The sequence below is a fragment of the Thermobrachium celere DSM 8682 genome (assembly GCF_000430995.1).
Lineage (GTDB): Bacteria > Bacillota > Clostridia > Clostridiales > Caloramatoraceae > Thermobrachium > Thermobrachium celere.
The window spans coordinates 6288-6837 of sequence record NZ_HF952015.1; the positions used below are offsets into that span (position 1 = coordinate 6288).

A 550-nucleotide genomic window follows, 5' to 3' on the forward strand; every position below is an offset into this window, starting at 1 on the left:
TGCAGCGGCTTTAAAGTGTTTAGGAGGAGATTTTCAAGGTAGGTTGTGTGTAACTAATGAAGAAGAAAGGGCAAGATGTAAACAGATGGGAATAGATGATTTAAATAGGATACTTTATATAGACGATATAGTTAAGGCAGATGATGTATATTTTGCAGCAACAGGAGTTTCAGATTAACAAGCTATAGATATGCACAAACAACAATTCCAAGATTAAATGGCACAGGATACAATGTAGTAATAGTACAAGACATAGTAAAAAGCCAAACAACTCCAAAAAGTTTAACAGCTATGAAGTTTACAAAAACAACAATAGATGTTAGAAGCGGACAAACATATGATTTAAAACAAATTCTAAACATTTATCCACTTGGGATAGATACCCCTGAATTAAATTGGGAAAGCAGCAACACCAAAATACTAACAGTAACAAACGAAGGAATAGTAATTCCAGTAACAACAGGAGTAGCATACGTAAAAGTATCAAGCAAAGCAAATCCAAAAATAGCAGCGTATATAAAAGTACAAGTTCCAGTAGAAGTACAAAGCG

At 33.6% G+C, this 550-nt stretch carries 2 protein-coding genes; both read left to right on the forward strand.

The window, feature by feature from the left end:
* Positions 1 to 178: fructose-bisphosphatase class II (locus tag TCEL_RS13075; protein ID WP_156874022.1), on the forward strand; the 178-nt coding region annotated here is incomplete at its 5' end.
* 113 nt (positions 179 to 291) lie between these two features.
* Positions 292 to 550 (forward strand): Ig-like domain-containing protein (locus TCEL_RS00585; RefSeq protein WP_040683692.1); only part of this gene is annotated, 259 nt, incomplete at its 3' end.